The organism is Paraburkholderia piptadeniae (assembly GCF_900007165.1).
GTDB classification, from domain to species: domain Bacteria; phylum Pseudomonadota; class Gammaproteobacteria; order Burkholderiales; family Burkholderiaceae; genus Paraburkholderia; species Paraburkholderia piptadeniae.
Map to the genome: position 1 here is coordinate 1 of NZ_CYGY02000029.1, position 22,972 is coordinate 22,972.

Sequence of the window (22,972 nt, forward strand, 5' to 3'; positions counted from 1 at the left end):
CGGTAGTTACGGGTCATAGGGGTCTCTTCGTCCAGAATGTTCGGGAATGAACGGGTTTTCGTAACGGCATTGGTTGCGGGGCGAGGTTGAAAGGCGCCATTTCCTGAGGCCAACGATCAGCAGATCGACGACGGACGATGGACGACCCGGAAGAAGATGGTCATCAACGAACTGTTGAACCACGTTTTAAAACCAGATGTGCGGTCCGTATCATCGTTGTCGCACGGCTCGCGCAACGTCAGAACGACCGGCGCGTCCTAATGATGGTTCTGCGAGAAGAGTGACTCGAGCGGGTAGTGCGTCTTCACGAACGGCGTCTTGATAATGACGTAGCTGAAGTATTTCTCGATACCGATATCGCGCTCCAGCAGCCCTTCAATGATGCTTTGATAGTGACTGACGCTGCGCGTGACGAACTTCAGCAGGTAATCATAGCCGCCGCTCGCCAGGTGGCATTCGATGATCTCGTCGACATCCTTGACTGCGTTGACGAACCTGGTGAAGTCCTCGCGCCGATGGTCAGCGAGTGTGACTTCGGTGAACACGATCTGCACATCGCCGAGCTTCTCGAGCTGGATCTGCGCGCCATACCCGACGATATAGCCCGCTTTCTCCAGACGCTTCACGCGGATCAGGCAGGGACTGGGCGAAAGGCCGACCGCGTCGGCCAGCTCGACGTTGGTGATACGCCCTCGTATCTGCAGCTGCGAGAGGATACGCAGATCGATGCGGTCCAGCTTGCAATCCGTACTCATCGTGATTTGGGCGCGCCGACATGTCCAGGTTCGATCAAGGCTATCACGCGGCCGCAGTACGTTTGAATTCAATCGAACCCTTAAGCGCGGTGCGGACATCGGTTTGGGCGAGCACGTCGTCGAGCGTCTTTTCGAGCCGCTCGAACAGCAGGTCGAACTCGCTTTCCGTGTAGCTCAGCGCGGGCGCGAAGCCGAGAATGTTGTCGCCGAAGGCGCGGAACACGAGGCCGTTTGCGTAGGCAGCCGCGGCGATACGGTCGGGCAGCTTGAGCGACGCCTCGAAGCCCCGCCTGGTTTCCTTGTCAGACACCAGCTCAAGCGCGCCCAGCAGGCCGCGGTGCCGCGAATCGCCGACGAGGGGATGCGCGAGCAGCGCGTCGAGCCCCCGCGCGAAGCGCGGCGCACGGGCGATGCCGTTCGCCAGCAGGCCGCCTTCGTGATAGAGGCGCATCACCTCGAGCCCGATAGCCGCACTCACCGGATGCGCGGAGTACGTGTGGCCGTGGCCGATTGCCGCCGACCCGTCGCCGCCGTCGGCGATACCCTGATAGACGGCATCCGACATCAGCACCGCGCCCATTGGCGCATAGCCCGCCGTGAGGCCCTTCGCGACCGTCATCAGGTCCGGCTGGACGCCTTCCGCTTCGCATGCGAAGAGCGGCCCCGTGCGGCCGAAGCCCGTGATGACTTCATCGGCGACGAACAGGATGTCAAGCTTGCGGCACGCTTCGCGCATCGCCTTCAGCCAGCCGACAGGCGGCACGATCACGCCGCCCGAGCCCTGGATCGGCTCGCAGAAGAACGCGGCGACGTTGTCCGCGCCGAGTTGCGCGACCTTCGCTTCGAGCGCCGCGACGCTGGCGCTGATCAGCGCGGCGTCGTCGGCGAAGTCGTTGCGGTACCCGTAGGGCGATGCAATGTGATGCTGCGTTGGCAGCGGCACGTCGAAGTGGCGATGGAACGCGGGCAGCGCCGTGAGCCCCGCGCCGATCGACGACGAGCCGTGATAACCGCGTTGCAGCGCGATGAGGTGCTTCTTCGACGGGCGGCCCGTCGCGTTGTAGTAGTGCGTGATGAAGCGCAGCGCGGAGTCGACGGCATCGGACCCGCCCAGCGTGAAGTACACATGCTGCAGCGACGCGGGCGACAGTTCGACGAGCTGCGCAGCGAGTTCGATGGCCGGTTCGGAGCCGAAGTGAAAGTAGCCCGTTGCATAAGGCAGGCGGGCCAGCTGCTTCGTGGCGGCATCGACAATGCTTTGATGGCCGTAGCCGGTGTTCACACACCAGAGGCCGGAGAAGGCGTCGAGCAGCTCGTTGCCGTCGATGTCGCGCAGGAAGACGCCTTGTGCAGATTCCAACACGGTGACGCCGCGCGCTTCATGCGCGCGATAGCTGACGACGGGGTGGATCAGATGCCTACGGTCGGCTTCGATGAGCGATGGAATAGACATGGTGCAGTTCTCTTCTCGTAATGGGCTTGGACCATACCAATACTACGAGAGAGGCCCTTCCGCCGGTTCGCAAAATAAGCCATGAAAAAACGCAAGTGCGGCTTTTTGCGGGGTGCGCGCAGCATTTTGTGCTTGCTCGCGATTCATCGAGAGAAATACGCTGTTGATAGCGTCAGTACCCGCGATCGCGGTCAATTTGCCCAAGCATTGGCAGGCCTTCGCTATGGCGGCGGATGTTGTCCAGCACCACATCGGCGGCCGTCTCCGGCCGCGTCGCGCTTGCGATATACGGCGTGATGCGCACGCGCGGATGGTCCCAGAGCGGATGCGATTCGGGCAGCGGCTCGGGGTCGGTGACATCGAGGATGGAGTAGCGTCATGTTTGATCAAATTTTCGGCGGAAAATGGTTTCTTCGGATTGCTCAGTAAGGAAAACTGCCGGCTCAGAAACGGGTGTCGGACAGGTCGAACAGACGGTTGCCCAAGGTGACACGGCGGAACGCCGCTATCGTCGAAAAAGCCGCCGCTGACGCAGAACGTCTGCAGCATCAATTGCTTGCCGCGTTCAGGATCGGCTTTGTAGGGTCCGGTCTTGCCGGAGCGCGTACCGTGAGATTGGCCCCGCAGCGAAGTTGACAATGGCATTCGTCAACGTGCGCAGCCCCGTGGCTTTTCAGGTTAGGCGATTGCGTCAGTCGTGACATTCCGGCGCCGCGCATTGGGGAGGAATCGCCGCGCCATCCGGCCATCGCGACAGGTCCGCGGAAATCACGGGTAGCCCGTTCGAACGGTCATAAAGCCTCGCCCAGAGAGCCGCGTTTGGTGCGCGCGTCGCGCAAACGCAACCGGGTCAAATCGGCTTGGCTCATTCACTAGCACACCGCCTGATTAACGATACCGAATTGCCGAAAGGATGCATCTGCGCGAAGCGCACCGTTGCGCGCCATCTTCACAACCGTACCGACTCGTGAAAGTCCGAGTGCTTCCAGCCACGCCGAGAGCTGGCATTCATGCGGCGTATCGATACGGACGAACGCACCGGCATGTAGCGAGAGCCAGTAACTGATCAGTGCCTTGGCACGGCTGGAGTCGTCGGAGTCCGGTGCCACGACCGGACCGATCGAGAAACCATGTCCAAAGCGTCGGATGAGGGCGAAACCAATCAGATCGCCATCACGGGCGAGTGCGATCCCTTGTGAAACTTCGAGGAGCGCCGGCAGGAGCGACCCGCGGTCGAGGCCACTCGCACGCGACGCCAGCTCTATCAGGCGCGCGGTATCGTTCGAGCCGAGCGGGCGCAGTCGCTCGCCTGGAGGGAGGGAAACAAGTGGCGGCCGGAATGCGGTTCCCTGATGCTGATCAACTGTTCCAATCGCTTCGAAGCCGAGCTTCTCATACAGATGCCGGCCCTCCGCAGTTGCGTGAAGAATAACGGTCCGCTCGCCTAGTTCTTCTAGCAGCAGCTCCATGAGTTTGCGGCCGATGCCCCGGCCTTGCTGCTGCGGCGACACAATAACCATTCCGAGCGACGCGCGATCATGTCCGAACTTCCAGCAGAGCCCCGTACCGACAAGCGTTCCGCTCGCATCTCCCGCGACGAATCCAGTGCCCGCCTCAGCGACAAATTGCCAGTCTTCCACGCGATGAGGCCACCCCAGTTCACTCGAAAGGGCGCGCGCGCCCGCGACGTCCAGAAGCGAAAAAGGGCGATAGACAATTTCGTGACCTGCGACCTGGGCTTCATTTCGGCCGGACATGCCTCTCTCCTTGGCTAGATGCTTACGCCGCAACTCTCGCATTGCCTTGCTGTGTTGTCCATAACGTTGACTGGCCGGAAAGCAAATCGACGCAAACTGCAGTGCCAAAGCGAAAAAAACGCGCCACATCTGCTGAATCAGCCCTTCAGTCAGCGAGTTGTGCCGGGTCGACAGCGGTACGATTTCCACCTGAGTTAAAGCACGAATTCAACGTCAGATGCACGAGTGAAAAGGAGACGAAATGGACAGCTTCGATCCCGGCAAGGTTGCGGTGCGTTCCGGGCATTTCATCGACGGAAAATACATCGACGAGGGCACGCGGAAGCTGCAAGTGGTTCGTCCTTCCGACGGCGTTGTCTATGCGTCGGTTCCGGTAGCCAATGCTGAAATGACGGATCGCGTCGTCGAGAACACATGGACCGCCTGGCGTTCGAGTGGTTGGGGGCAAATTGCCCCTCGCGAACGCGCGAGGGTTCTGCGCCGCTTTGCTGACCTTGTCGCCGCCGATGTCGAGACGCTGGCACCTCTGGAGGCGCTCGGGTCCACCCGCCCGATCCGCGAGGCCGCAGCCTGGGACGTTCCTTTCACAGCGGAGGGCATCCGCTTTTACGCGGAATTCGCCGACAAGATCGGAGGCGATGTCGCAGCAACCGATCACGACCACCTTGGTATGACAATCGCGGAACCGTACGGAGTGGTCGGCGCGATCGCGCCGTGGAATTTCCCTCTGGTGATGGCATCGTGGAAGCTCGCACCGGCGCTGGCGGCGGGCAATGCAGTGGTGTTGAAGCCGTCGGAGACGACGCCGTTTTCAGTGCTGCGCCTCGCGGAACTTGCCGTCGAAGCGGGCGTGCCGGCCGGTGTTTTCAATGTAATTCAGGGCGACGGTCATACGACCGGCGATGCACTTGTGCGTCATCCGCATATTGCAAAAGTGACGTTCACCGGTTCCACGCGCACCGGGGCCGCGATCATGGCGGCATGCGCCGAGTCTGGAACGAAGCCGGTTACCCTGGAATTGGGCGGCAAGAGTCCGCAGGTCGTCTTCGCGGATGCGCCTCGTCTCGACGATGTAGCGCGCCGGATAGCAGCAGCGGTCGCGGGCAACGCCGGGCAGGTGTGCGTTGCGGGATCACGTCTTCTGGTGGAGCGGTCGATCGCAGAGGAACTGGCCGAACGGATCGAATGGATCTTCGCGGAACTCAGGGCGGGCGCAACATGGTCGAGCGGCACGACTCTATCGCCGATCATCTCCGAAACCCAGGCCGCACGCATCGAGACAATTGTGCAGCGCACAGTGGCCAGCGGCGCAACCTTGCGCTGCGGCGGGCACCGCGCGGACGGGGAATCAGGCGGCGCATTCTATTTTCCAACCATCCTCTGTGACGTCAATGAGCAATCCGAAGCTGTCCGGGAGGAGGTATTTGGACCGGTTCTGACGCTGCAGACGTTCGATACGGAAGCAGAAGCGCTGGCTCTGGCGCAGCACCCCGACTATGGCCTGGCTGCCGGCGTGCACACCGCGGATCTGGGTCTGGCACTGCGCTTCGTGCGTGGTATTGAAGCGGGCACAGTATGGGTGAATCGTTACGGGAGAACCAGCGATTTCACGATTCCTACGGGTGGGTTCAAGCGCTCGGGCATCGGCAAGGATCTGGGACGGCAGGCCTACGAGGCAAATCTGCGCTTCAAAAGCGTCCTGATCGACATGCGGTCATGAATGGTTACTGCAAAGCTGGCGCGCTTGAAGAGCGGTGTGCTACCGACGCGGCAGACTGTGCTGTTTGGGCCTCTTATAAAGCGTCTAACCCACGTTTTGCCCGCCAGAACCAACGACACTTTCTTTTTTGCGATGCTTAAATTCTGTTCAGGAATGCACTTTCTGTTTTCGCCACTGAACCCACGCGGGTTCACAACACGATAGGACCGAGATCATGATTCATTTCGAACCAAAGTACATCACGTTCGACTGCTACGGCACGCTGACGAAATTCCGTATGGGCGACATGGCCCGCGAGATCTACGGTAATCGCCTTCAGGGCGCGGAACTGGAGCAATTCGTTGCATTCTTCTCAGGCTATCGCCGCGACGAGGTGCTCGGCGCGTGGAAGCCGTATCGCGACGTGGTCGTCAACGCGGTACGCCGCGCGTGCAGGCGCATGAATGTCGAGTTCGTCGAAGCGGAAGCGGAGCAGTTTTACCTCGCCGTACCGACGTGGGGCCCCCACCCGGACGTGCCGGAAGGCCTGTCGAGGCTGGCGAAGAAGTACAAGCTCGTGATCCTGTCGAACGCCTCGGACGATCAGATCCAGAGCAATGTCGACAAGCTGGGTGCGCCGTTCCACCGCGTGTTCACCGCGCAGCAGGCTCAATCGTACAAGCCGCGCATGCAGGGATTCGAGTACATGTTCGACCAGCTGAACTGCAACCCGGAGGACGTGCTGCACGTGTCGTCGAGCCCGCGCTACGACCTGATGACGGCGCATGACATGGGCATCAAGCACAAGGCGTTCGTCAAACGCGGTCACGAGCCGGATGCGCCGTACTACGAGTACTATGAAGTCGACACCATCGGCGATCTCGCGACGCAACTCGGTCTGTGATCCCCTGCGTCCACTTATGCAAGGACACCCGATGAAGCTCGACTCCTACTGGCTCGACACGGCGCCTGCCGGGCTCCAGGATTGCGAGGGTCCCGTCGATGGCCATGTCGACGTTGCCGTGATTGGCGGCGGGTTCACCGGGCTGTCCGCTGCAATGGCACTCGGCAAGCGCGGCGCCACTGTTACCGTCCTCGATGCCGGTCGCATTGGCGGAGGCGCGTCGGGTCGTAATGGCGGCCAGTGCAACACGGGCGTTGCGCACGACTACGCGGCGCTTCGCGAGCAATTGGGAATCGAGCGCGCGCAGGGTTGCTATCGCGCGTATGCCGAGGCGGTTGCTACGGTCGAGCGGCTGATTCGTGAAGAGCAGATCGACTGCGACTATCTCGCGTCGGGCAAGCTGAAACTGGCCGCGAAGCCGCAACATCTGGCGCACCTCGAGCATACGGCCGAACTGATCCGCCGCGAAGTCGATCCCGATGTCGAGATCATTCCGCGTGAGCGTATTCGCAGCGAAGTCGAATCGGACAGTTTTTTCGGGGGCCTGCTGCATAAGCGAGGCGGGCAGATGCATATGGGCAAGTTTGCTGTCGGTCTGGCGAATGCGGCCGTGCGCAACGGTGCGCGGCTTTTCGAGCACGCGGCCGTTACGTCGATTGCGAAGGATGGCGGCGCTTACCAGATCGAGTCCGCGCGCGGCACATTACGCGCGCAGCAAGTATTGATCGCGACGGGCCCATCTCGGCATGGGCCGTTTGGCTGGTACCGGCGGCGCATGGCACCGGTCGGTTCATTCATCATTGTGACGGAACAGTTGCCTGCCGAGCACCTCGCCCGGCTGTTGCCAAACCGGCGCTCATACACGACGAGCCGCCTGATGCACAACTACTTCCGCGTCACGCCCGATTCGCGCCTGTTATTCGGTGGACGTGCGCGCTTTACGGCATCGGAGCAACCATCGGACGAAAAAAGCGGCCGTATCCTGCAGGCGAATCTCGCGCATATGTTCCCGAGCCTTGCCAATGCGCGCATCGACTATTGCTGGGGCGGTCTTGTCGATATCACGGCTGACCGTCTGCCGCGCGCCGGCCAACACGACGGGATCTATTTCTCGATGGGCTACAGTGGCCACGGCACGCAGATGTCAACGCACATGGGTCAGGTGATGGCCGAGGTGATCGCCGGAAACGCAGAAGCGAACCCATGGCGAGACTTCGAGTGGCGCGCGATTCCGGGGCACACGGGCAAGCCGTGGTTCCTGCCGCTTGTCGGCGCGTACTTCCGGATCAAAGACGTCTTCTACTGACGAACAACTCCCTTGTGGAGGAGACAGATGCACAAGATAAATATGCGCGACGCTGGCGCCAGCGTCGGCGATGAACTTCAACAGCTCACGCGCAAAGGGGTGTCGCGACGCAATCTGCTTCGCGCGATGGCGGCCGGCGGGATGCTGTCGATGACTGGCACGGGACTGCTGGCCGCGAGCGGGTCGGCATTCGCGCAACAGAGTCCAAAAAAAGGCGGGAAGATTCGCGTCGCGACGCAATCGGCGTCCACTGCGGATACGCTCGATCCTGCGAAGGGCGCGCTGAGCACGGATTACGTGCGCGCCAACATGTTCTACAACGGTCTGACCGAGCTCGATTCGCATCTTGGCGCCAAAATGGCGCTCGCAGAGTCGCTGGAAACGAAGGACGCGACCGTGTGGGTCGTGAAGCTCCGCAAGGGCGTGCAGTTTCACGACGGCAAGGCGCTCGCGCCTGCCGACGTTGTCTACTCGATCATGCGCCACAAAGACCCGGCGACCGCCTCGAAGGCGAAGACGCTCGCGGATCAAATCAAGGACGTGAAGGCGACGGGTGCGAACGAATTGACGATTACCCTCGAAGGAGCGAACGCCGACCTGCCAGTGATCCTGGCGACCTCGCATTTCATGATCATCAAGGACGGAACAAAAGATTTCAGGACGGCTGCCGGCACCGGTCCGTTCAAGCTCAAGGAATTTTCGCCGGGCGTGCGTACCGTAGGCGTGCGCAACGAGACGTACTGGAAGACAGGACTGCCGCATCTCGATGAGATTGAACTCATCGGCATCGGCGATGAACCGGCGCGCGTCAATGCGTTGCTTTCAGGCGACGTGCAACTGATCAATGCGGTGACGCCCAACTCGGCGCAGCGGATCAAGGGGATACCCGGGTTTTCAGTGCTCGAAACGAAAACGGGCCAGTACACGGACCTGATCATGCGCGATGAAGGCGGCATCACGGGCAACGAGGATTTCCGCCGCGGCATGATGTACCTGCTGGATCGCGAACAGATCCTCCGCGCGGCGTTTCGTGGCTACGGCGCGATCGGTAACGACCAGCCTATTGATCCGACGAACAGGTACTACTTTGCGGGTCTGCCGCAGCGGAGTTTCGATCCGGACAAGGCCAAGTTCCATTTTCAGAAGGCGAAACTCGACAACGCTCCGCTGCAACTGTACGCGTCGCCGGCGGCTACAGGATCGGTCGAAATCGCGATGTTGCTACAGGCGACCGCGCCGCGCGCTGGCCTCAACCTCCAGGTGAGCCGGGTCCCGGCAGACGGCTACTGGTCGAATCACTGGATGAAGCATCCGCTCAGCTTTGGCAACGTCAACGCGCGGCCGAGTGCCGATGTGCTCTTCACGCAGTTCTTCAAGTCGGACGCGCCGTGGAACGAAGCGAACTGGAAGAACCCGAAGTTCGACCAGATGCTCATCGCCGCACGTGGCGAGCCTGACGATGCGAAGCGCAAGAAGATCTATGGCGACATGCAGGTGATGGTGCATGAAGCCGGCGGTATTGGTATTCCGCTGTTCGTGAGTTCACTCGACGGCCATACAACCAGGCTGAAGGGACTTGGCTCAATTCCGCTGGCCGGACTGATGGGCTTCACGTTTGCTGAACACGTCTGGCTCGAGTCCTGACCTGCCACGTCTTCAGTCGCGCCGCTACTTCGCGGCGCACCATTTCTGTACAGGAGGCGTTTCCAGTATGAAAGCAAACGCGCAACGACTCATCGCCGCCCGCCTCGGTTTCGCGATGGTCACGCTGCTGCTGGTGTCGGCCATTGTGTTCGCGATCACGGGCCTTTTGCCCGGCGACGCGGCGCAGCAGGCGCTCGGCCAGGCGGCCACGCCGGAACAGGTGGCCGCCTTGCGTCACCAGTTTGGTCTCGACCAGCCCGCTCTACAGCGCTATTTCCAGTGGCTCCTGCACGTCGTGAGCGGCAGTTTCGGCATGTCGCTGTCGAACAACATGCCGGTGAGCGAGCTGATCGCAACCCGCCTGCCGAATACGCTCATGCTTGCAGGGCTGACGGCCGCTGTGTCGGTGCCCATTGCGCTGGCGATCGGCATTCTGTCGGCGATGTATCGCGGTTCGCTGCTGGACCGCGCCCTCAACGTACTGACGTTGTCGACCGTCGCTGTGCCCGAGTTTCTGATTGCGACGATCGCCGTGCTGATCTTTGCGGTCAAGCTTCGTTGGCTGCCGGCGCTGTCATATCTGTCGGAGGTCACGTCGTTCGGCGCGCTGGTGCGAATTTACGCGATGCCCGTGATGACACTGTGTTGCGTGATCGTGGCGCAGATGGCTCGTATGACGCGCGCCGCGGTGCTCGACCAGCTGAACGCGTCGTACGTCGAGATGGCCGTACTCAAGGGCGCGTCGCCCGTCCGCATCGTGTTGCATCATGTGTTGCCGAATACGATTGGCCCCATTGCCAATGCGGTTGCCCTGAGTCTGTCGTATCTGTTCGGCGGCGTCGTGATCGTCGAGTCGATCTTCAACTATCCCGGGCTCGCGAGCCTGATGGTCGATGCCGTCACGAACCGCGACATGCCGCTGGTGCAAGGCTGCGTGATGGTGTTCTGTGCGGCGTATCTCGCCCTGGTACTCATCGCCGACCTATGTCAGATCATCTCCAATCCGAGGCTGCGTCAACGATGAACCGACCCAACACATCCCATGCAAGGACCGTTCTGTACACGGTACCTGGCGAAGAAACCCGCCCTTGTGCCGATGCGCTCGAGGACGCGCCCGCCGCAGTGCCCGTCGGAAAGCGTGGTCCGCTGCGCCGTCTCGCGAACCGTCTCTCGCTGCTGGGCCTGGTCGGCCTGGTGATCGTCGTGTTCTGGCTCTGCGTTGCGTTCATCGGCCCGCTGGTTGCGCCGTACAAGGGGGGCGCGGTGACGTCCACTGAGGTATTCGGGTCGTACAGCGCCGCGCATCTGTTCGGCACCGATTATCTGGGCCGCGACATGCTGAGCCGGGTGCTGTATGGCACGCAATACACCGTGGGACTGGCGCTTGCGTCGACGGTGCTCGCCAGTTGCATCGGCACGTTCTTCGGGCTGGTTGCGGCCGTGTCCGGGCGCTGGGTCGACGAAATCATGAGCCGACTGTTCGACGCCCTGATTTCGATTCCGAGCAAGATCCTCGCGCTCGTCGTCATCGCCGCGTTCGGTTCGTCAGTGCCGATGCTGATTATGGTCGCCGCGCTCGCCTACATTCCCGGCGCGTTTCGCATCTCGCGCTCGCTCGCGGTCAACCTGATGACGCTCGAATACGTACAGGTCGCAAAGGCGCGCGGCGAAGGACTGTTCTACATCGCGCGCGTCGAGGTGCTACCCAACATGATTCATCCGATGCTCGCTGACTTCGGCCTGCGCTTCGTGTTCATCGTGCTGCTGCTCAGCGGCCTGAGCTTTCTCGGCCTCGGCGTGCAGCCACCGAATGCGGACTGGGGTTCCCTGGTGCGCGAGAACATCGGCGGTCTGGCCGAAGGAGCGCCTGCCGTACTGATGCCTGCCGTTGCAATCGCGACGCTCACGGTTGGGGTGAACCTGCTGATTGACAGCCTGCGCCGGCATGCCGCCCGCGCGCATGGAGGCGCCAAATGAACATGATCGAAGTCAAAGGCCTGCGCGTGATCGCGGGCTCGGCACCCGACCCGGTCGTCGAGATCGTCAAGGGGGTCGATTTCACCGTGAAGAAGGGAGAGGTGCTCGCGTTGATTGGCGAGTCAGGCTCGGGCAAGACGACGATTGCGCTATCGCTGCTGGGGCACGCACGAGGCGGCTGTTCGATTGCAGGCGGCTCGGTGAAGATCGGCGGCGTCGAAGTGCTGTCACTCGATGCAGCCGGACGTCGCGGGTTGCGCGCGCGCACCGTCGCTTACGTCGCACAGAGCGCATCGGCGGGTTTCAATCCGGCCCGCACGATCATGGACCAGGTGACCGAGCCTGCGCTGCTGCACAGGTTGATGACGCCTGCCGCGGCCCGCGAGAAGGCCGTGGGACTTTTTCGCTCGCTGGCTTTGCCGTCGCCGGAGACAATCGGTGCACGCTATCCGCATCAGGTATCGGGCGGTCAGTTGCAGCGTCTGATGGCGGCGATGGCGCTGATTACCGATCCCGCCGTCGTCGTGTTCGACGAACCGACGACTGCGCTCGACGTCACCACACAGATCGAAGTGCTCGCCGCTTTCAAGAAAGTGATCCGCGAACTGGGCACTACGGCCGTCTATGTGTCGCACGATCTTGCGGTCGTCGCGCAGATGGCAGACCGCATTGTCGTGCTCAACGGCGGCACCGTGCGAGAAAACGGCACGACCGGGCAGGTACTTGATACGCCGGCTGACGACTATACGCGGCAACTGCTCGCGGCGACGCGCCGACCGGAGCCAGAGCTTGCGATCGCTGACACAGATTCGTTGCCACCGCTGCTCGAAGTCCGTAATCTGAACGCCGGGTATGGACGGATCGACGCGAACGGCGTACCTGCCGTGTGCGTGCTCGACAATGTGAACCTGAAGATCGCGCGCGGCAGCGCGCTCGGCGTGATCGGCGAATCGGGTTCGGGCAAGACGACGCTCGCGCGCGTGGTGGCGGGACTGGTGGATCGTGCCCGGGGCGAGGTGCTGCTGGACGGCAAGCCGCTGCCCGAGAAGCTCTCCGCGCGCACGCCCGATCAGTACCGCCGCGTGCAGATCGTGTTCCAGAACGCCGACACGGCGCTGAATCCGAGCCACACGATCGCCGACATTCTCGCGCGGCCGATGAACTTCTATCACGGCCTTCGCGGGGCAGCGGCGCGCAAGCGCATGCTCGAACTGCTCGATCTGGTGAAGCTGCCTGCATCGATTGCCAGGCGTCAGCCGGGCGGTCTGTCGGGTGGCCAGAAGCAGCGCGTGAACCTGGCGCGAGCGCTTGCGGCCGACCCTGCGCTGATTCTTTGCGACGAAGTGACCTCTGCACTGGATACTGTAGTTGGCGCGGCGATTCTTGACCTGCTCGTGGAACTGCGGCGAGAACTCGGCGTGTCCTACATGTTCATCAGCCACGATATTTCGACAGTTCGAGCGATCTGCGACGACGTCATGGTGCTCTATGCCGGTCAATGCGTTGAAGCGGGGCAGCGCGATGTACTCGCCGCGCCACCGCACCACCCCTACACAGGGCTACTCGTCGATTCGGTGCCGGCGCTGCGCCCGGGCTGGCTCGACTCACGGCGCGCACTGACGGGCACCGCGTTGCCGTCGATGGGGCCCGCCAGTGACTCCACTGAGCTGTGCAGTTTTCGTGGGCGTTGTCCGGTCCGCATCGACGGCAAGTGCAACGTGACGCCGCCCTCTGCCAGGAAGCTGCCCTCGGGTGCCGTGATCCTTTGCCACCGCTCTGCCGCGGAACTCGAGCTCGCGCAGAAAACCGATCCGGTGACGGCATGACTGCACGTTTCGTGAGAGTGGCGGAGACCGAGCGCAAGACCTTCGGGATCACCGTCGATGGAGATGAAGTGCAGGCCGCCGAAGGCGACACGCTGCTAGTTGCGCTCCTGACGGCGCAAGACGCGTTACGCGATTCCGAGTTTGGCGACGGCCGCCGTGCGGGCTTCTGCCTGATGGGCGCTTGCCAGGACTGCTGGGTCTGGACTGCGCAAGGCGAGCGCGTCCGCGCCTGTACGGCACCTGCGATGCCCGGCATGTCGATCATCACGCGCATAGCGCTAGTGGGGGAGGGCGTATGGCCGCGTCTGCAGAAATGAAGCGCCCGAACGTCGTCGTAGTTGGCGCTGGACCGGCGGGCGTGCGCGCCGCGCAGGCGCTGGTTGACGCCGGGCTGCGTCCCACGGTGATCGATGAAGGCCGCCGCGATGGTGGCCAGATCTATCGGCGCCAGCCGGAAGGCTTCTCGCGCTCCTACGAGACGCTCTACGGCAGCGAGGCTGCGCGGGCAGCGTCGTTGCATCGCGACTTCGATGCGTTGCGCACGCAGATCGACTATCTGCCTGACACGCTTGTATGGAATATCGGGCCAAAGGCGGTGCATATTGTGAGCGGCACGCGCTACCGCAAGCTCGCGTTCGATTCGCTGATCATCTGCACCGGAGCAACCGATCGGCTGATGCCGGTTCCCGGCTGGCACTTCGCTGGTACCTACAGTCTGGGTGGCGCACAGGTGGCCCTCAAGTCGCAGGGATGTGCGATCGGAGCTCGGGTCGTGATGATGGGAACCGGGCCGTTGCTCTACCTGGTGGCCGCGCAGTATGTCAAGGCAGGTGCGACAGTGAGCGCCGTCCTCGATACATCGACCTTCGCGCAGCGCCTGCGAGCGCTGCCGCAGTTGCTTGCAATTCCATCGACGCTTCGCAAGGGCATCGCGCTGATGCGCGTATTGCGCGGCGCGGGGGTTCCAGTTCATCGCGGCGTGACGCCTGTTGCCATCGAAGGCTCATCCGCGCATGGTGTCTCGGGCGTGCGTGTGAAGCTCGCAAACGACACGACGCTGAATGTCACGTGTGAGGCCGTTGCGCTCGGTTATCACTTGCGTTCAGAAACACAGCTTGCCGATCTCGCGGGCTGCGTTTTCCGTTTCGATACAGCCACGCAGACGTGGCTGCCGCAGATCGATGAGGACGGCCGCAGCAGCGTCGCAGGCATCTATCTGGCAGGCGATGGGGCGCGCGTGCGCGGTGCTGACGCGGCCGAACGCGCGGGCCGACTCGCTGCATTGGCCGCGCTGCACGACGCAGGTATCGAACGCGGGGGCGCGGCGCAGCTACGCACGGAACTCGCGCGTTTCACGCGCTTCGCTGCCGGCTTGCGCACCGCGTTTCCGTGGCCCGCGCGCTTCGCGGCGGCGCTGCCCGACGACACCATCGTGTGCCGCTGCGAGGCGATCACGGCGGGCGAATTGCGGCATGTTGTTCGCGAGATGGGCGCGACGGAAGCGAACCGCGCGAAGGCGTTTTCCCGCGTCGGCATGGGCCGGTGTCAGGGACGCTACTGCTCGCACGCGGGTGCTGAAGTCATCGCAGCCGAAGCGCGCGTGCCAGTGGAAGCCGTCGGGCGATTACGCGGCCAGGCGCCTGTCAAGCCGCTGCCCATGGCGCTTGAAGCAGAGTCCGGGATGGAGAATGTTCGATGAACCGACACGCCGACGTGATCGTTATTGGTGGCGGCATCATGGGCACCTCGACGGCTTTCTTCCTGCGCAGGCGCATGCGATCGGTAATCCTGATTGAACGTGGTCAAATCGGACAGCAGGCAAGCGGTACCAACTTTGGCGGTGTACGCCGGCAGGGTCGCTCTTTGCCGCAGCTTGCAATAGCCAATCGCGCGCTGGACATCTGGTACCGAACCAGGGAACTGCTGGGTGAGGACGTTGAATTTCTGCCTTCTGGCCATACGCGCGTCTGCTACCACGCGCACGACGCTGACTATTTTCATCGTTATGCCAATGAGGCGCGCGCGTTTGGCCTACACCTTGAGGTGCTGGACGGTGATGCAATGTTCAGGCGTTTCCCGTTTCTGGGACGAGAAGTTCTGGCCGCGTCCGTCTCACCGCTCGACGGACATGCCAATCCGCGGATCGCATCGCCGGCTTTCGCACGCGCTGCCATGCGGCACGGCGCACAAATCGTCGAGAATACCGAGATCGTCAGCGTAGAGAAGGACGGCGCTGAATTTCGGGTGCAAAGCGCGGCAGGAGAAACGTATCGCGCAGCTCGGCTCGTGATCTGTGCGGGCGCGTGGGCGAGCGCGCTCTCCCAACAGTTCGGTGAGCCCGTGCCGCTGACAGTGCGTGGGCCCCAGATGGCAGTCACGGAGCCGGTGCCCTACGTCTTTCAGTCATCGATGGGGGTCTACACGTCGATCAAGGAAGAGAGCGTCTATTTTCGGCAGATTCTGCGCGGCAACATCGTGCTCGGCGGCGGCCCGCCCGGTCCCGCCGATGCAGTTACGCGCAAGGCATCCGTGTTGCCGGAGAACACGGTGCAGCAGATGGCGCAGTTCCGTCGTCTCGCGCCCGTGCTGGCCCGGCTCAATGTGATCCGCGTTTGGAGCGGAGTGGAGAGTTATCTTCCCGACGGAGAGCCTGTGATCGGGCCAAGTTCCAGGGTAGACGGTCTCTTTTATGCCTTTGGCTTCAGTGGCTCCGGGTTTCAGATCGGTCCGGGCGTGGGTGAAACGCTCGCCGAGCTGATCGACGTGGGGCGCACGCCAATGCCGCTCGACACCTATTCAATCGACCGATTTGCTGCGATGCCTGCCATTGCTTCAGCTATAGCCATCGGACACGACGGCTGACAGACCACGCCTACCATGGGCCTTCCCCGTTGCTCGATGTGAGTTCGCGGTCGAAGAGCCCCTTCGAGGCAGACCTCGCTCGGCCGGGACGGCTGTACGTCCAGGTCACGAGCGGGATCAACGAAGAACCAGGAGCAACCTATGAGTACATCAGGCGCCCGCGTCGAAACCGACCTGTTGGGAGAGCGGGACGTCCCCGAGGACGCGTACTACGGGATTCACACATTGCGCGCGAAGGACAATTTCCAGATTTCGGGTACGACGTTGGCGTCATACCCGAAGCTCGTGATTGCACTGGCAGCAGTCAAGCAAGCGGCCGCGGAGGCAAACGCGGAGCTTGGCATGCTTTCCCCGATGCTCCGGGACGCGATAGTCGCGGCCTGCGAAGAAATCCGGGAAGGCCGTCTTCACGACCAGTTCGTCGTTGACGTCATCCAGGGCGGCGCCGGTACGTCGACCAACACGAATGCGAACGAAGTCATCTGCAATCGCGCGCTCGAACTGCTCGGTCGTCGGCGGGGCGAATATGCATAGCTGCATCCAAACGAACACGTCAACCTTGCGCAAAGCACCAATGACGTATATCCGACGGCGCTGCGCATCGCGACCTTTTTCGCTATTGAGCATCTGCTGGAGTCGATGGCCAGGCTTCATGCAGCTTTCGACCAGAAGGCAATTGAGTTTGCGGGATTGTTAAAGCTTGGTCGCACGCAACTGCAGGACGCGGTTCCCATGACTCTCGGCCAGGAGTTCTCGGCTTATGCCGTTATGCTCGAGGAAGACATGTCGCGACTCAAAGAGGCTTCCATGCTAATCCGGGAGATCAACCTTGGTGCGACAGCGATCGGCACGGGCATTACCGCCCACCCAGAGTACGCGCGAAAGGCGCTCAAATCCTTGACTCGCATCACCGGCATCGACCTCGTGACGGCACCGAATCTAGTCGAGGCGACGCAGGACTGTGGTGCTTTCGTTCAGATCTCCGGGGTGCTGAAGCGCATTGCGGTCAAGCTTTCGAAGACGTGCAACGATCTGCGTCTGCTATCGAGCGGTCCGCGCGCAGGCTTTGGAGAAATCAACCTTCCGCCAATGCAGGCCGGTTCCTCGCTCATGCCAGGGAAGGTCAATCCAGTCATCCCGGAGGTGGTCAACCAGATCGCATTTGAAGTCTTCGGCAACGACCTGACCGTCACGTTCGCGGCCGAAGGCGGCCAACTTCAACTAAATGCTTTCGAGCCCGTCATTGCCAGCGCGCTCTTTCGGAGCTTCAAACATCTCACGAACGGTTGTTCGACACTCGCCGAGAAATGCGTCAAAGGCATCACTGCAGACCCTGACCGGTTAAGTGAAAACATCGAGCGGTCTATTGCACTTGCTACCGCACTTAACCCGTATATCGGCTACAAGAACTCAACGTCCGTTGCCGCTGAAGCACATGCAAACGGAAGGACGATTCGGCAGGTCGTGCTGCGCCGTCAATTGCTGACAGAGGCGCAACTGGAGGAAGCCCTCCGACCCGAGGCGCTGATCAAACCCCGAGCGTACGGTGCGTCAACAGATCACTGCACGGCTTCGAATGACGGTGTGCACAACGCTGAGTCGGTCCAGGTCGGTATGACCTGACGCGGGGAACACTCGCGAAACAGAGCGTATATGACTGAGAAGATGTCGTTTGCCTTGCCCTCGCAGAACCAAACAGGTCACGGCTAAGACCGACCCTTCTGCGACGGACGGCGCATTGCCTGTTCAGTCAAATACCTCGAAGCAGCTGGATGGTCCGCTCGCGTTGAGAGGAATGGTATGGTTGGCATCACACGTAGGCAATTGAAGTCGGAGGCAATGATTCCGGCGAGCCGGAATGACGCCGATCTATGGCGGTGGTTTTCTCTCATGTACGAGCACGGCCGTCTCAGATGGTGCACCTCTGGGTTCGGCTGGTCGGTAAGTGTTGATCTAATACATTTCGCTACCGAGTCTAGCTTTGATGCCGCCATCAAAGCGGCGCGCGAGCGGTTTGAATCCGGACGTCGACGCTCGCCCGATCATGGCGCGATATTGTGAGCATGCGGTTCCTCGGCTTCGACTTGGGCTCGTGCGCGGGCCCGTGCTTGCCTGAGGGGCATTACCGCGAATCCGGCACGGATATTACGCTCTCGACGATGCGGGCGAAGGTCTGGACAGCGGGACGGATGGCTTCGATATCGAGCGCGCCGAACCCCAACAGAAATCCGTCACGAAATCCCGGATCGCCTTGATTGAACGTGCGCAGCCTGCGAAGGTAAATTCCCTGTTCCAGCGATCGCGATACGGTCGTATCGAAGTCAACCAGATCCCGGATCCTGATTGTCATATGCAGACCCGCCGCGTTCTGTGATGTTTCAAGTGCATCGCCAAAGCACTGGTCCAGACATCGGAGCAATTCAGATTGTCTTGCACCGTAGATATCGCGCATCCGCCGAATGTGCTTCGAGAAATGCCCGTCTGCAATAAAGTCTGCCATTGCTGCCTGCAAGGAAAGGTGCCCCGGTCTGTATAAGCGCAACGAAGCGGCTGCGAAGGAATCGACCAGGTCGGGTGGAACAACCATATAGCTGAGCCTCATGCCGGGGTACATTACCTTGCTTAACGTTCCCATCAGAATGACACGGCCGTTCTCATCATCGCCTTGAAGAGACGGAAGCGGACGCTGGTCATATCGGAACTCACTGTCATAGTCGTCTTCTAGAACGAATGCGTCCCACTGCTCGGCGGCCGCACGCAGACAGGCACGCCGTTCATCCGACAACGTCACCCCCATTGGAAACTGATGCGATGGGGTCGTGACTACGAGTCGAGGTCGGCGCAAACATCGTTCGAGCTTCATACCGTTACTGTCGACGGCAATAGCCTCCACTTCCAGCCCGTTGGCGCGCAACAGGATTGGCGTTGCCCAGTGGCAAGGGTTTTCAACATAGGCCAGTTCACCCACGTCGGCCAGAATGCGTGAGCAAAGGTCAATCGACTGATTACTCCCCATTGTCACGATGATCTGTTCCGGGGAGGCCCGAACCGCGCGCGATACGCGCAAATACTCCGACAGCGCGCGGCGCAACGGGAGATATCCGCCTGGATTGGAGTACCCCATGAGGTCCGCATGCTGCTCCCCGAGATAGCGATTCTGGATACGCCTCCATATCTGATAAGGAAAACAATCCGTATCGCAAACACCCGGCACGAACGCCCCCTTGCGTTCCTGGATGCCCGCAGGAGCGCGTATCAGTTGCTCCCCGCGCTCGGAAAGGGTTCGTGCGGTTGATTCCCGAGGCGCAGACTTCATCGATTGCGGCAGCTTGTCGGAAACAAGCGTGCCACTCGTGGAATCGGTATGGAGATAGCCGTCGGCCGACAGCCTTTCATAGGCCGTTACAACGGTTGTTCGGGAGACTTCCAGTGCAGCCGCGAGCGTTCGGGAAGACGGCAAACGTGCGGAAGCCTTCAGAGTGCCGTCGGATACCGCGTCTCGGATCCCGTTCGCGATCTGGATCTGTAGTGGCACGGCCCCGTCTCGACGGAGACGGGCGATCAGGAGGTCAGCAAGCAACGAGTCAGCCATTGGACCTATCCAACTTTTTGAATTGGACTCATAGGTTCGCAGCGGGTACCCGTACTGTCAAGGCTCGCCATCGAACAAAGCCTTTCCAGTTATTGGGGATCCTATGCGTGTATCTCTACGTGAGCGTATTCGTCAGTTGCATCGCGTGATAGGCCTGAGCATCGGTCTATTCGTCGTCATGGTGGCGGTTACCGGCGCGGGCATGCTGTTTCGGGAACCACTCGAACCCGTCATCTACCACGGTCTGCTCAAAGTCGAATCGTGCAATAAGCGCCTGCCGCTCGATACGTTGATTGCCAATGCAAGCGCTTCTAATCCAGTCGCAGGCCGGCCAAAGCAGGTGCGCATATACGACGACGCGGATTCCAGCACGCGTGTTCTCTTCAGCGACAACCGGTGGTACTACGTCAATCCATGCACTGGCGAAGTGCTTGGAAGCGAGGATCGCTACGGCGGCCTGTTTGGTACGATGGCCAGCCTGCACAGCTTTCAGTTTCTGAAGAATGGAAGCGTCGTCGCTGGAACGCTTGCGCTGACATTCGCGATTGTCCTGGTCGGTGGCGGCTTGGCTGTGTGGATTCCAGAGGCGTTGCGCAAACGCAGGCGCGCTGTCGCGATCAAGCCCAACCTCACCGGTCGCGCGCGCTGGCTCAGTCTGCACAAAACCCTTGGCGCCTATGTCAGCCTCATCGTACTTGCGTCCGCGCTCACCGGCGCGCTGCAATCGTTTCAATTCGTGAGGGATGCGCTCTACACACTGACGGCATCGAAGCCCCCCGCACCTTCTCCTAGATCGGTCGTGCAGGCCGATACGAAAAGCCTGCCAGTCGAGGCCCTCTGGCAACGCGCGCAGGCATTGGTGCCGCAACCAAAATATGCCCGCATTCGCTACCCTGGCAAGCCCGGGGATGCTTTCAACTTCGATATCGTCGCACGCGACGCACCGCATATAAATGCGTTTTCCTATGTTAGTGTCGATTCGAGCACAGGCAAAGTGTTGCGCTTTACTTCATATGCGGAGAACAGCATAGGTCATCGAATTTACCTGACGGCGCTTGCGCTGCATTACGGATGGCTGAGCGGCGGATTTATCCGAGTGCTGCAACTGATCGGCATGCTCTCTGTACCGGTATTGGCTTACGTCGGCATCGGCAGTTATCTGCGCGGCAAACGGCCTCCGCCGGCTCCCGTGTCGCCCCGAACGACTCTCGCGTTGAGAGTGACAAGGAAAAAGGCAGAGGCGGAGAACATTCAATCTTTTGAACTTGTCGACCCTGCCGGAAAAGCGCTGCCGCCGTTTACGGCCGGTTCCCACATTGATGTTCACGTACCCGGCGGAAAGGTTCGACAATACTCGCTGTGCAATCCTCCTGGGGAAAGACATCGCTATCTCATTGCCGTCATGCGGGCGGAACCGACGCGCGGTGGGTCGAGGACCATGCATGAGCAGGTCAAGGAAGGGGACTTAATTGAAATCAGCAATCCGAAAAATCACTTTCCGCTCGTGGAATCCGCGCAGCGCTTCCTGCTCATCGCGGGTGGTATCGGTATTACGCCGATACTTTGCATGGCGGAACATCTGGCTGGTTTCGGAGCCGCTTTCCAAATGCATTACTTCGCGCGCTCGGCGGCGCGCGCAGCCTTTGTCGACCGCATCAAGTGCTCGAAATTCGCCGACCGCGTTTTCTTTCACTTCACGGAAGACGAGAAACAGCAACGGCTAGACCTGGCCGCGCTTCTTCAAACGCACGATGCCGAAATGCACTTATACCTGTGCGGCGGCGAGGCATTCATGAATGCGGTCATCGACACCGCATTGCAAAAAGGCTGGCGCAAAAACCGTATACACAGGGAATATTTCAGCGTTGAGCACAGGGAATCCGACAGCAATGTCGAATTCGACGTCACGATCGCAAGCACCGGTAAGACTATTTGTGTTCCTGCAGACAAGACGGTAATAGCCGCTTTGGCCGATTGCGGAATCCATATTACGGCGTCCTGCGAGCAAGGCGTCTGCGGAACCTGTGTGACGCGCGTGCTGGAAGGCGAACCGCAGCATCGCGACGTGTTTCTCTCCGACGACGAGAAAAATAGGAACGATCGATTCACTCCCTGCTGTTCGCGTGCCAACAGCCGGACGCTGGTACTCGATCTGTAGATGGAAAGGCCGGCACTGTCCGGCAAAACCGAAAACAAAACCCGCTTTTTTCCAACCATTGAAAGGAGACACGAATGAGGATCACCAGAAAACTTGCTGTGGTGGCAAGCCTGATTGCAGGCATGGGCGGCGCCGACCCGGCGCACTCCCATGGCATCTATTTCGCACAGCGTTCGAACCAACTGGCGCTGATCTACGGCGAGGGCAGCGACGACCTGGATGTCATCAAGCGCCAGCAAAAGGTGAAGAGCGTCACAGCCTACGACGAGCAGGGCAAGGAGGTCTCCGCGCAGCTCACGCCCAACGGGCCACTGCTCGTGGTGAATACCGACAAGCAGCCGGCAATCGTTGCAGGGATGATGGACTACGGCCTGTGGAGCAAGACGACGAACGGCGAGTGGCAAAACAAGGGCAAGGACGAAGTGCCCGGCGCCACTTTCAGCGAGCACACATTCAAGTACGCGGTGCATCTGTGCCGGCCCCTGAATGGCGTGATGCCCGTACTGCCTGGGCAGAAGCTACAGATCGTGCCGGTCGGCAAACAGATGCCGGATCAGATGGGCCAGGCGCTCACGGTTCGGGTGCTCTACGACGGCAAGCCCGCGGCCGGCGCCGAGGTGCAGCCGGATTTCGTCAATGACCCTGATTCCAAACCGCTAAAGACCGGCGCAGACGGTACGGTGACGATCAAGGTGCGCAACCAGGGTCTGAACGTGGTCGTAGCAACACTCGATACGCCGCCGTCGGAACCCGCGAAGGCGAACCAGGACGAGCATAAGGCCACACTGTCGTTCGCGCTGCAGCACCTGCCCGAGTGATCAAGCGTTATCTGCTGGAGCTTGTCCCCCAATGAAACGAATTTCTGGCTGGCCGCACTTGCTGCAACCGTTTACAGCGCGAAGCTTGTCATGGGCGACAAGGTGATCGCTCTCGTGACGATGGAAGACAAGTCGATGAGCAGCGCGCGCTTCGTCATGAAGTAAGGAAGGCGTCCCTGAACGCCGGCAACTATGGTTGCCGGCGTTTACCGCGTTTTCAT

At 61.0% G+C, this 22,972-nt stretch carries 17 protein-coding genes and 2 pseudogenes; 14 read left to right on the forward strand and 5 right to left on the reverse strand.

What is annotated here, in order from left to right; all coding sequences use genetic code 11:
• Positions 1 to 257: 257 nt before the first annotated feature.
• The 4 genes and pseudogenes from BN2476_RS14645 to BN2476_RS14660 all read right to left on the reverse strand — a co-directional run bounded on the left by BN2476_RS14645 (position 258) and on the right by BN2476_RS14660 (position 3,965).
• The gene (locus tag BN2476_RS14645; protein ID WP_087734904.1) at positions 258 to 755 is read right to left on the reverse strand and encodes an Lrp/AsnC family transcriptional regulator; all 498 of its coding nucleotides are present in this window, start codon (positions 753 to 755) and stop codon (positions 258 to 260) included.
• A 43-nt stretch (positions 756 to 798) separates the two neighbouring features.
• A complete protein-coding gene (locus tag BN2476_RS14650) occupies positions 799 to 2,208 on the reverse strand; it encodes an aspartate aminotransferase family protein (RefSeq protein WP_087734905.1) in 1,410 nt (469 codons plus the stop codon).
• A 172-nt stretch (positions 2,209 to 2,380) separates the two neighbouring features.
• Positions 2,381 to 2,578: pseudogene (locus BN2476_RS14655) on the reverse strand (NAD(P)-dependent oxidoreductase); the annotation flags it as partial.
• A 502-nt stretch (positions 2,579 to 3,080) separates the two neighbouring features.
• Entirely contained in the window at positions 3,081 to 3,965 is an 885-nt protein-coding gene (locus BN2476_RS14660) for a GNAT family N-acetyltransferase (RefSeq protein ID WP_087734926.1), read from the reverse strand.
• A gap of 241 nt (positions 3,966 to 4,206) precedes the next feature.
• Between BN2476_RS14660 and BN2476_RS14665 the strand changes: the two genes are divergently transcribed.
• From BN2476_RS14665 to aspA, 11 genes and pseudogenes are all read left to right on the forward strand, one after another.
• A complete protein-coding gene (locus BN2476_RS14665) occupies positions 4,207 to 5,685 on the forward strand; it encodes an aldehyde dehydrogenase family protein (protein WP_087734906.1) in 1,479 nt (492 codons plus the stop codon).
• 214 nt (positions 5,686 to 5,899) lie between these two features.
• Entirely contained in the window at positions 5,900 to 6,568 is a 669-nt protein-coding gene (locus BN2476_RS14670) for a haloacid dehalogenase type II (protein WP_087734907.1), read from the forward strand.
• A gap of 31 nt (positions 6,569 to 6,599) precedes the next feature.
• Entirely contained in the window at positions 6,600 to 7,874 is a 1,275-nt protein-coding gene (locus tag BN2476_RS14675) for an NAD(P)/FAD-dependent oxidoreductase (RefSeq protein WP_087734908.1), read from the forward strand.
• Positions 7,875 to 7,901: 27 nt separating this feature from the next.
• Positions 7,902 to 9,518 carry an ABC transporter substrate-binding protein gene (locus BN2476_RS14680; protein WP_087734909.1) on the forward strand — a complete coding sequence of 539 codons (1,617 nt, stop codon included), beginning with the start codon at positions 7,902 to 7,904 and terminating at the stop codon, positions 9,516 to 9,518.
• Between the two features lie 67 nt (positions 9,519 to 9,585).
• A complete protein-coding gene (locus BN2476_RS14685) occupies positions 9,586 to 10,542 on the forward strand; it encodes an ABC transporter permease (protein ID WP_087734910.1) in 957 nt (318 codons plus the stop codon).
• On the forward strand, positions 10,539 to 11,495 hold the full coding sequence (locus BN2476_RS14690; RefSeq protein ID WP_087734911.1) for an ABC transporter permease: 957 nt from the start codon (positions 10,539 to 10,541) through the stop codon (positions 11,493 to 11,495). The genes BN2476_RS14685 and BN2476_RS14690 overlap by 4 nt, the downstream gene beginning before the upstream one ends.
• On the forward strand, positions 11,492 to 13,321 hold the full coding sequence (locus BN2476_RS14695) for an ABC transporter ATP-binding protein (protein ID WP_087734912.1): 1,830 nt from the start codon (positions 11,492 to 11,494) through the stop codon (positions 13,319 to 13,321). Before BN2476_RS14690 ends, BN2476_RS14695 begins: the two co-directional genes overlap by 4 nt.
• A complete protein-coding gene (locus BN2476_RS14700) occupies positions 13,318 to 13,638 on the forward strand; it encodes a (2Fe-2S)-binding protein (RefSeq protein WP_087734913.1) in 321 nt (106 codons plus the stop codon). Before BN2476_RS14695 ends, BN2476_RS14700 begins: the two co-directional genes overlap by 4 nt.
• Positions 13,617 to 15,020 carry an FAD/NAD(P)-dependent oxidoreductase gene (locus BN2476_RS14705; protein WP_087734914.1) on the forward strand — a complete coding sequence of 468 codons (1,404 nt, stop codon included), beginning with the start codon at positions 13,617 to 13,619 and terminating at the stop codon, positions 15,018 to 15,020. Before BN2476_RS14700 ends, BN2476_RS14705 begins: the two co-directional genes overlap by 22 nt.
• Entirely contained in the window at positions 15,017 to 16,183 is a 1,167-nt protein-coding gene (locus tag BN2476_RS14710) for an NAD(P)/FAD-dependent oxidoreductase (protein ID WP_087734915.1), read from the forward strand. The genes BN2476_RS14705 and BN2476_RS14710 overlap by 4 nt, the downstream gene beginning before the upstream one ends.
• A 141-nt stretch (positions 16,184 to 16,324) precedes the next feature.
• Positions 16,325 to 17,806 (forward strand): annotated as a pseudogene (aspA, locus tag BN2476_RS14715) (aspartate ammonia-lyase).
• Positions 17,807 to 18,305: 499 nt separating this feature from the next.
• Here the strand turns inward: aspA and pdxR are convergent.
• Positions 18,306 to 19,775: a MocR-like pyridoxine biosynthesis transcription factor PdxR gene (gene pdxR / locus BN2476_RS14725; protein ID WP_087734917.1), complete on the reverse strand. Its 1,470-nt coding sequence runs from the start codon at positions 19,773 to 19,775 to the stop codon at positions 18,306 to 18,308.
• Between the two features lie 103 nt (positions 19,776 to 19,878).
• Here pdxR and BN2476_RS49530 point away from each other — a divergent pair, with 103 nt between their 5' ends.
• From BN2476_RS49530 to BN2476_RS46480, 3 genes are all read left to right on the forward strand, one after another.
• Positions 19,879 to 21,933 (forward strand): PepSY domain-containing protein, encoded by a 2,055-nt coding sequence (locus tag BN2476_RS49530; RefSeq protein WP_087734918.1) that lies wholly within the window; start codon positions 19,879 to 19,881, stop codon positions 21,931 to 21,933.
• 74 nt (positions 21,934 to 22,007) lie between these two features.
• Complete coding sequence (locus tag BN2476_RS14735; RefSeq protein WP_087734919.1) at positions 22,008 to 22,751, forward strand: DUF4198 domain-containing protein; 744 nt, start codon at positions 22,008 to 22,010, stop codon at positions 22,749 to 22,751.
• A 21-nt stretch (positions 22,752 to 22,772) separates the two neighbouring features.
• Positions 22,773 to 22,916 carry a hypothetical protein gene (locus BN2476_RS46480; RefSeq protein WP_160111716.1) on the forward strand — a complete coding sequence of 48 codons (144 nt, stop codon included), beginning with the start codon at positions 22,773 to 22,775 and terminating at the stop codon, positions 22,914 to 22,916.
• Positions 22,917 to 22,972: the final 56 nt, after the last annotated feature.

Bases quoted from the DNA above. Each gene is read 5' to 3' on its own strand.
- BN2476_RS14645 (WP_087734904.1), bottom strand. From the start codon at position 755: ATGAGTACGGATTGCAAGCTGGACCGCATCGATCTGCGTATCCTCTCG.
- BN2476_RS14705 (WP_087734914.1), top strand. From the start codon at position 13,617: ATGGCCGCGTCTGCAGAAATGAAGCGCCCGAACGTCGTCGTAGTTGGC.
- BN2476_RS14690 (WP_087734911.1), top strand. From the start codon at position 10,539: ATGAACCGACCCAACACATCCCATGCAAGGACCGTTCTGTACACGGTA.
- BN2476_RS14735 (WP_087734919.1), top strand. From the start codon at position 22,008: ATGAGGATCACCAGAAAACTTGCTGTGGTGGCAAGCCTGATTGCAGGC.
- BN2476_RS14665 (WP_087734906.1), top strand. From the start codon at position 4,207: ATGGACAGCTTCGATCCCGGCAAGGTTGCGGTGCGTTCCGGGCATTTC.
- BN2476_RS14710 (WP_087734915.1), top strand. From the start codon at position 15,017: ATGAACCGACACGCCGACGTGATCGTTATTGGTGGCGGCATCATGGGC.
- BN2476_RS14650 (WP_087734905.1), bottom strand. From the start codon at position 2,208: ATGTCTATTCCATCGCTCATCGAAGCCGACCGTAGGCATCTGATCCAC.
- pdxR (WP_087734917.1), bottom strand. From the start codon at position 19,775: ATGGCTGACTCGTTGCTTGCTGACCTCCTGATCGCCCGTCTCCGTCGA.
- BN2476_RS14670 (WP_087734907.1), top strand. From the start codon at position 5,900: ATGATTCATTTCGAACCAAAGTACATCACGTTCGACTGCTACGGCACG.
- BN2476_RS14700 (WP_087734913.1), top strand. From the start codon at position 13,318: ATGACTGCACGTTTCGTGAGAGTGGCGGAGACCGAGCGCAAGACCTTC.
- BN2476_RS14660 (WP_087734926.1), bottom strand. From the start codon at position 3,965: ATGTCCGGCCGAAATGAAGCCCAGGTCGCAGGTCACGAAATTGTCTAT.
- BN2476_RS14680 (WP_087734909.1), top strand. From the start codon at position 7,902: ATGCACAAGATAAATATGCGCGACGCTGGCGCCAGCGTCGGCGATGAA.
- BN2476_RS14695 (WP_087734912.1), top strand. From the start codon at position 11,492: ATGAACATGATCGAAGTCAAAGGCCTGCGCGTGATCGCGGGCTCGGCA.
- BN2476_RS49530 (WP_087734918.1), top strand. From the start codon at position 19,879: ATGCGTGTATCTCTACGTGAGCGTATTCGTCAGTTGCATCGCGTGATA.
- BN2476_RS14685 (WP_087734910.1), top strand. From the start codon at position 9,586: ATGAAAGCAAACGCGCAACGACTCATCGCCGCCCGCCTCGGTTTCGCG.
- BN2476_RS14675 (WP_087734908.1), top strand. From the start codon at position 6,600: ATGAAGCTCGACTCCTACTGGCTCGACACGGCGCCTGCCGGGCTCCAG.